The organism is Roseovarius halophilus (ex Wu et al. 2025) (assembly GCF_047086965.1).
Window position 1 is genome coordinate 1 of record NZ_JBKOTX010000675.1, and the last position, 244, is coordinate 244.

1 pseudogene is annotated in these 244 nt (G+C 58.2%); it reads left to right on the forward strand.

The window, feature by feature from the left end:
- A pseudogene (locus ACH107_RS33995) lies at positions 1-144 on the forward strand (Mu transposase domain-containing protein); the annotation flags it as partial.
- Positions 145-244 lie beyond the last annotated feature (100 nt).

Here is a 244-nt window from a genome sequence, read left to right on the forward strand (position 1 = left end):
AAGCAGGCCAAGGTGCATCCCGACTACCATATCGAGGTGCTGCACAGCTTCTACTCCGTGCCGCACCGCCTGATCGGTCGGAAGGTCGATGTCCGGCTAACCCACCGTATGATCGAGATATTCCACAACCATGAACGGGTGGCGGTTGTAGAGCGTCAACCACCTTGTCCGCGCGCGACAACCATCATGGCCGGTTTTGAGGCCGCCGGGGTTGGCGTGTTGTTTGGTGGTTTGGGTTAGGTTT